At 56.8% G+C, this 6,686-nt stretch carries 2 protein-coding genes and 1 pseudogene; 1 reads left to right on the forward strand and 2 read right to left on the reverse strand.

What is annotated here, in order from left to right:
• Positions 1 to 292: 292 nt before the first annotated feature.
• A complete protein-coding gene (locus tag VGN12_30475) occupies positions 293 to 1,387 on the reverse strand; it encodes a metallophosphoesterase (GenBank protein ID HEY4313805.1) in 1,095 nt (364 codons plus the stop codon).
• A 73-nt stretch (positions 1,388 to 1,460) separates the two neighbouring features.
• Positions 1,461 to 4,838 (reverse strand): serine hydrolase, encoded by a 3,378-nt coding sequence (locus VGN12_30480; GenBank protein HEY4313806.1) that lies wholly within the window; start codon positions 4,836 to 4,838, stop codon positions 1,461 to 1,463.
• Positions 4,839 to 5,056: 218 nt separating this feature from the next.
• Here VGN12_30480 and VGN12_30485 point away from each other — a divergent pair.
• Positions 5,057 to 6,201, forward strand: a pseudogene (locus tag VGN12_30485) (IS256 family transposase).
• Positions 6,202 to 6,686: the final 485 nt, after the last annotated feature.

Below are 6,686 nucleotides of genomic sequence, written 5' to 3' on the forward strand. Positions count from 1 at the left end.
TGAGCGCAAAGGCAATCTGTTCTTCGGAAAACTTCGACTTCTTCATGGCCATCTCCTGCCCGGCTTCGCCGGGCCGTAATGGCCTGAAAAACTAGCAGAAAATTCCACTCATCGCTGGATGCGGATTCGGGGAGCAGGTCAGTCGCCGAGAAATGGAAGGAGTCTGCCGGGGCGGTCCCGGCGGCACAGGAAAGTTCAAAGAGTCTACAGATCCGGGTGGCACCAAGAATGGGTCTGGACAATCACGGTTTCCCGGCCGGCTTGAAGTCGACGCGGTTACCCGGATAGGTTCTTAATCACTGAGCGCTGGCGATTGAATGAAGGCGTTTGATGTCATCCAAACAATTTGGCTTCGGACGCTGCCAGTGTCATCGATATGAATGCGCCTGTAGCCTCGAGCTTGCTCCGAGGGCTCTATACGTTCCTGATTCTTAATCGCCACGGGCGGGCATAGGTATAGCTTGATGAGCGACGCTGGCGCATATTTCAATGTCCGAACCCAGTGATAGTTTTGGTATGTATCCCGGTGATAGTCGTGAAAATGACCAGCAAATAATCCCCTCACGTTTTCACGCGAGATTATGTTGTTCCATGCCTGCCTAACGGCGGGCTTAACGGTCCATGCTGAATATCGAAAGTCTTTGTCAAATGTTTTTGCGAGGGCAGGATTAGTTCTCACGAGATAAGGATCATCAATCTCGGGAACATGGTAGAAGATATATGCATAGTTCGCTCGCGAGACTCGTGAATCCAACTCCGAGAGAGCGGCGAGCTGGGACTCGGCAAATTTTGAGCTATCGGTTACGTTATTGTTAGATTTGAAAGAAGCGTTGTTAAAACCGATGATCGAGAGATTTCCGATTTCGTATACCGCTGCTCGGCCTCCAGCGGCAAGGTTCACAATGTTAATCGTGCCCCCTATATCGGAGGAGACGTCCGCGAGAAACTTGCTGAAATAGCGTAGGGATTCGGGATTTTCATCGATCAAATCGTTGTTGCCAGGGAGGAACAGCCACGTTTTTACCCTTGATGTGGCGACAATGTCGGCGAACTTTTTCGACTCGGTCGTCAACAAGTCTTCCGCGTTGGCAACAACAGTACGATGACCAGCGGCACCTGTTGCGATCAGGTCCTGCAACCCGAGGTCGCCGGTAACGACAACACAATTTACGGGTTTCCCTGAAACTAATTCCCGATTGATTTCGGCAATGCAGGCCCGTAAGGCGCGATCATTTTCGCTAACTCCGCCAAACAAATGCAGGTCCGTTAACTGCACTAAGTCTACCCCCCCAAGGGCCTTTGACTGCGGAAAACAAGTTGCGATACAAAAAGCAGTGAGCAACGCTAAGCAACTGATCAGATCCGAGAATGGAGCGAACCAATTCATATTGAAACCACCGGCCTATCAAAACGTTTATGGAGCCAGGCAAGGCGTCGCGGTTAGGCGGCGAAAGGCTATGTTATTGCAAATCCGAAACTAACATTTTGAATAGTGCCGGATAGCAGTTTCGGAATTCTTTTCTGATCCCGCAGCTCACAATGGCTAACACCATGTCGTGATCGGGGTCTACGATCATCATTCCGGAATTTTCGCTCCCGTTTGCGTAAGCATGAATGCCTAAGCCGCGGTTTGGATAGCTATTGAACCCGATTCCATGAGTTCCACTAAGCTCGCCGGGTGCGGCCGTTCGCGGCATCATTCGCTGAAGCGTCTCTTCGTGGAGAAAACGAAGGTTTCCATAGGCACCACGGTTCAGCAGCATTTGTCCGAAGGCGGCGATATCCATCGCGGTTGCGCGCGCGTCGGCGCTCGATCCGTGGACGGTGGTGTGAGTCATTCCAAGCGGCTTGAGCAGATGGTTCCAATACAATTGGGGCAAGGCTTCGCCAGAAATGGCTTCCATCGCCTTTGCCGCTAGTGTGTATCCATCACCATTATAGATAAATTTGCCGACATGAGCATAAGGGCTGTACCTGCTGACTATTTCCTCAAGATCATTGCGCTCATCATCGCTAAAACCCCACAAACCGCTTTGAAAAATGTAAAGGTCCCTGATGGTGATCGGGGGATCTCCCAAGTGTCCGACAAGTGGAGGCAGATAGCGGTCGACGGGAGCATCAAGATCCGCGTCCCCGGCGTCCACGAGCATCATCATAAGAGTTGCCGACAGAGACTTGGTCAAACTATAAAGGTCTCCCTGAGTGGAAACCGTCATCGGCCCGTTGTCGCTAGTCCCGTATGCTACATGAAGAAAGACGTGTCCGTGGCGGGCGAAACACACGACGATGGGCTCATCGGGAAGCTTCCGGGATTGGTCCGCGAGCAATGCTTTGATCTTGTCGAGGCATTCTGTAGATACTCCGGCCGCCGGGGCATCGAGGTCTAACTGGGGTTTAGATGCACCTTCAGTGACCTGTGGTCGAGACCATGGTTCAGCCATCGGTTTCATCCCCCAGAGTTTTTGTTTCAATCCGACCCACCATTGGCGGCTTTGTGAACGCGCTCCCAGGCTGCCTACCCGCGGGGGCAATCCTTCTCCTTGCAGAGCTGCCAGCAGGATCGCGGCGTTTTCGCTTTGCGGATTGGCCCGCAACGTTTGCTCCGAATCGATCTCGTTCGCGCTGACGTTCTGAAGTTCGCGGCGCGCGTGGTTACTGCGGAGCAGCGCGGCGCCTATTTCAGACGGGGTCATCCCTTGAACGTTCACGCCGGTCAGTTCGGCGGGCACGCGGAAAAGTGTCGCATAGCGTCGGGCGTGGTCGCCACCGTCGCCGCTGATGTCAATCTCGGCGCCATAAAGTCCGGGCTTCGTCGGCGCATCGACCTCTTGGTGTTCCGCATCAAAATAACGGACCGTGTATGACGGATGTTGCCATGGAGTGACGCACGCAACTTGCGGCGTGACGTTTCCAGTCAAGACGTTTGTCTGGAAACCGCACGTTGTGGATAGCGCCTCCCGATGTGCTCGAGCAAGTTGTTGATCACGGGGCAGTTGTAATTGAATGGACCGCGACTCGCCGCACGATACCTCGCAATTCGAGAGATTCATTGCAGCGGGCGGCAGTGGAATACGCGCGGAAGCCAAGTGTAGTTGCGGCTCGGCCAGGAGTGTCCCCGCTGCCTTCAATTGCTCCGCGATAATAGACACCTCGCGATTGGCGAAGTCGGAGACGCCGACGACGTTGAGCACAATTGGCTTCCCGGTGGCGTTACTATCCTGTATGCGCGCCGTGACGCGTTCAGGCGGACTGGCTTGTCGAGTAAGGAGAAGGCGATACGTGGATGCAGGTTCAACGTGTGTATTGGCCTGCGGATACCAGACGGCAACAAACGGCGGCCGAGAGGGGCGCTTCACGGCAGCGGGGTGATCCTGATCCATGACATAGAGTTGGAATGCCAATTCGGTACCCGCTTTGGCGGCGATTCCGAGATTCGACCAAGGTAGCAAGACCTCCATTGAATAGCCGCCTGGAATTTTCTGCCGCGCATAGGTAGTCGTATAGTTTACAGGTTCATTGAATCTCGCTTGATCCTTAAAGAAACAGTAACGGACATCGGGAAATTGCGGGTCCATTCCTGGACTCATAACGAGCATGTAGCGGTCGCCTTCAGTTTCCTGGATTGTGTCATCCGCAGCTTTGAACTTTTGGAGACGTCCTAGGAAGAATTCCACTGAGTCACCTTTAAACAAGTGGCGTGTGTAGTCGTACTCCATGGGCGTATTGTCCAGCACGCGAACGACCACGAGCAGACCACGCGCATCCCACCCGAGTCGAAACGATGGCCGGAAATCATTAGGCGGCTTAACATTCCCATGCTCGTCCGCCATGATCGCCACCTCATAACCTTGTCCGTTCCAATCATCATCGCTGCCATCGATATGAATCCCATGCACTTCGGGCACGCCGATCCATTGATCCTTGCGTGACCATGTGCCGAGGGAAGGCAACACGACCGATGTTGAAGACGAACCGGATGAAGCGGATGGGGCGTGCGCTAGCCAATCGCTCGCCGGGCCGATGCAGCCATGATCGGCTTTGACGCAGCAGGCGATCGACTCCATTACCTTTGTCCGCTGATTTGCCGGCGCGATCGCCAAGGCGCGATCAAACGCCTTTCGTGCTTCGGTTGGTTCGTCAGCAATCAGGAACAAATTTCCGGCTTCGACCAGTTGCACAAACTGTGACGACTGTAACCGGGATTGTGCCGCCGCCCGATAGACCGAGGCGTCGATTTGTATCGATTTCAGGATGCTGTTCGATTCGTTTTCTAATCCTAAGGGCCGTGCCCCCAAGGTTTGCTCAAATATGAAAAGTTTGGCGCGTTCATCCGTAGGATCGGAACGGGCAATGAGGCATTGGTACACTAGATATAAGGCATCGGACGATCCGGCGACTGATGCAACGTTGAATGCGCTCTTGGCGGTCTGCAATGCCGCGTCGATATGTCCGCTTGCTAGTAAGGCGCGTGTTCTAAGCTGAAGAAGCTGTTGACACCATGATGACGAACTCGGCGCCGCCGTGACCGCGACGACCGCCAATTCTGCGACATCTTCTTGCATTTGCGCGCGTTGCATCTCCGGCAACCAGCGCGTTCGAAGTTGTGTGGCCGCTTGTTGTGGATTGCGCTTAAGTTGTTCCTCGACGATCTTGCGGACCCGCTGGCTTCGATCAGGGCGTTCTTCTCGGATGGCGTCAAGAACTGCCTGATTATTAATCGTCGGCTCGCTGGGATTCGCCGTGGGGCTGTCTGCAAACAGCTCGACGTTGATACACATTGCCATCAGGACGGCGACCGCGATGGGAACAGGGTGCCTGATGCGGCCTAAGAAGATCATGCGATGTCCCTTCTCGTGGTCTGTTAATATGTGGCGCGGCCGACAGATGTTCAAAGAGCGTTGCGTTACGACGTTCGTCTTTTACGCCGGATCTTCTTGATCCCGTTTGTTTTGTCAACCAGATAACGTCCTGAAAGATGCGCACATTTGAACGAGAAGCTCTCCCGCCGGAAGGTGTTGGTACTTGGACAACCCTTACCGGACAGGAGAGCTTCAGGATGGACAGCGTAACAGGTCGGACGGAGGAAGGAACGGGCATCGACGGGGCACTGCGGCTGGACGTTGGGATGGTGCGGGAGCCCTTGGACGAAGTCGTGCGTGGGACGGTGGAGGACGCTCAACGCGCTCCTGGACGCCGTGGCGGACCGGGCCTACAACGTCGGGCGGTACGAGCGGTCGGACGACCGGCAGCACCAGCGGGCCGGAAGTTATTCCCGCAAGCTGCAGACGAAGACCGGGGAGGTGGAGTTGAAGGTCCCCCGGCTGCGGAAGCTGCCCCTGGAGACGGCGATCATCGAGCGCTACGGGCGGCGGGAGAGCAGCGTGGAGGAGACGCTGATGGAGATGTACCTAGCGGGGGTGAGCGTGCGGCGCGTGGAGGACATCACCGAGGCGTTGTGGGGGGACGCGGCTGAGCCCCAGCGCCGTCAGCGAGTTGAACCAGAAGATCTACCAACAGATCGAGGCCTGGCGGTACCGGCCGATCGAGGGGGGGGCACCCGTACGTCTACCTCGACGGGATCTGGTTAAAACGTTCGTGGGGCGGGGAGGCGAAAAACGTGGCGGTGCTGGTCGCCATTGGGGTCAACCGAGAGGGGTTCCGGGAGGTATTGGCGGTGGCGGAAGTGACCACGGAGGACGCCGAGAGCTGGCGGAGCTTCCTGCGGCACCTGAAAGAGCGTGGGCTGGCGGGGGTGGAACTGTTCGCCAGCGACAAGTGCCTGAGGCTGGTCGAGGCGCTGGGCGAGTTCTACCTGGAGTCGGCCTGGCAGCAGTGCATGGTGCACTTCTACCGCAACGTCTTCAGCGTGGTGCCAGCGGGGAAGGTGAAGGTGGCGGCCGCGATGCTGAAAGCGATCCACGCCCAGGAGGACCGGGCCAGCGCCGGTGAGAGGGCCCGGGCGGTGGCCGAGAAGCTGGAGGGGATGAAGCTGGGCAAGGCGGCCCAGATCGTGAGGGAGGGGATCGCGGAGAACATGGCGTTCCCGCCCGAGCACTGGAGGAGCCTGCGGACGAACAACCCGCTGGAGCGGATCAACCGGGAGATCGGCGGCGGACCCGCGTCGTCGGCGCCTTCCCGGACGGCCAGTCGGCGTTGATGCTGGTGGCGGCGCGGCTCAGGCATGTGGCCGGGACGCGCTAGGGCACGAGGAGGTACATGGACATGAACCGATTGCGTGAACGGCAGAACCAAGAGGCGACGACGGCGACCGCGTGAGCCGCTATCCGTGCCGGTGAACCCCTCGCCTACGGATCGGGTCTCACCGGCACGACCTTCCGGCGGAGGGCTTCCCAACGAATGTGCGCAACTTGACCGACACTACCCGGACACCGTCAACCACCATCGGTCGCGGGCAGTTTGGTTGTGAGATCACGATAAATCGATCTACGACTCCGCGCTAGCAGGTGTACCAGACTTAGCTGCGCAATCGTCGCAACTGACCTGCCCCCATTCTTTGTACCACGTGCTATGTGAACCACCAGTGTCCAATGACCCTGCCCCCAAATTGTGCCCATTCGTAATGAGAGTTCTCAGACCCGTTCAGGCCGTTTAGTTTCCCGGCTCCGTTTTGCGAACTCGCTGGGAGCCAGGTAGCCCAGCGATCCGTGAGGCCGCGCCTCATTATA

The sequence above is a fragment of the Pirellulales bacterium genome (genome assembly GCA_036499395.1).
Lineage (GTDB): Bacteria > Planctomycetota > Planctomycetia > Pirellulales > JACPPG01 > JACPPG01.

Coding starts and splice junctions, on each gene's coding strand:
- VGN12_30475 (HEY4313805.1), bottom strand. CDS start 1,387: ATGAATTGGTTCGCTCCATTCTCGGATCTGATCAGTTGCTTAGCGTTG.
- VGN12_30480 (HEY4313806.1), bottom strand. CDS start 4,838: ATGATCTTCTTAGGCCGCATCAGGCACCCTGTTCCCATCGCGGTCGCC.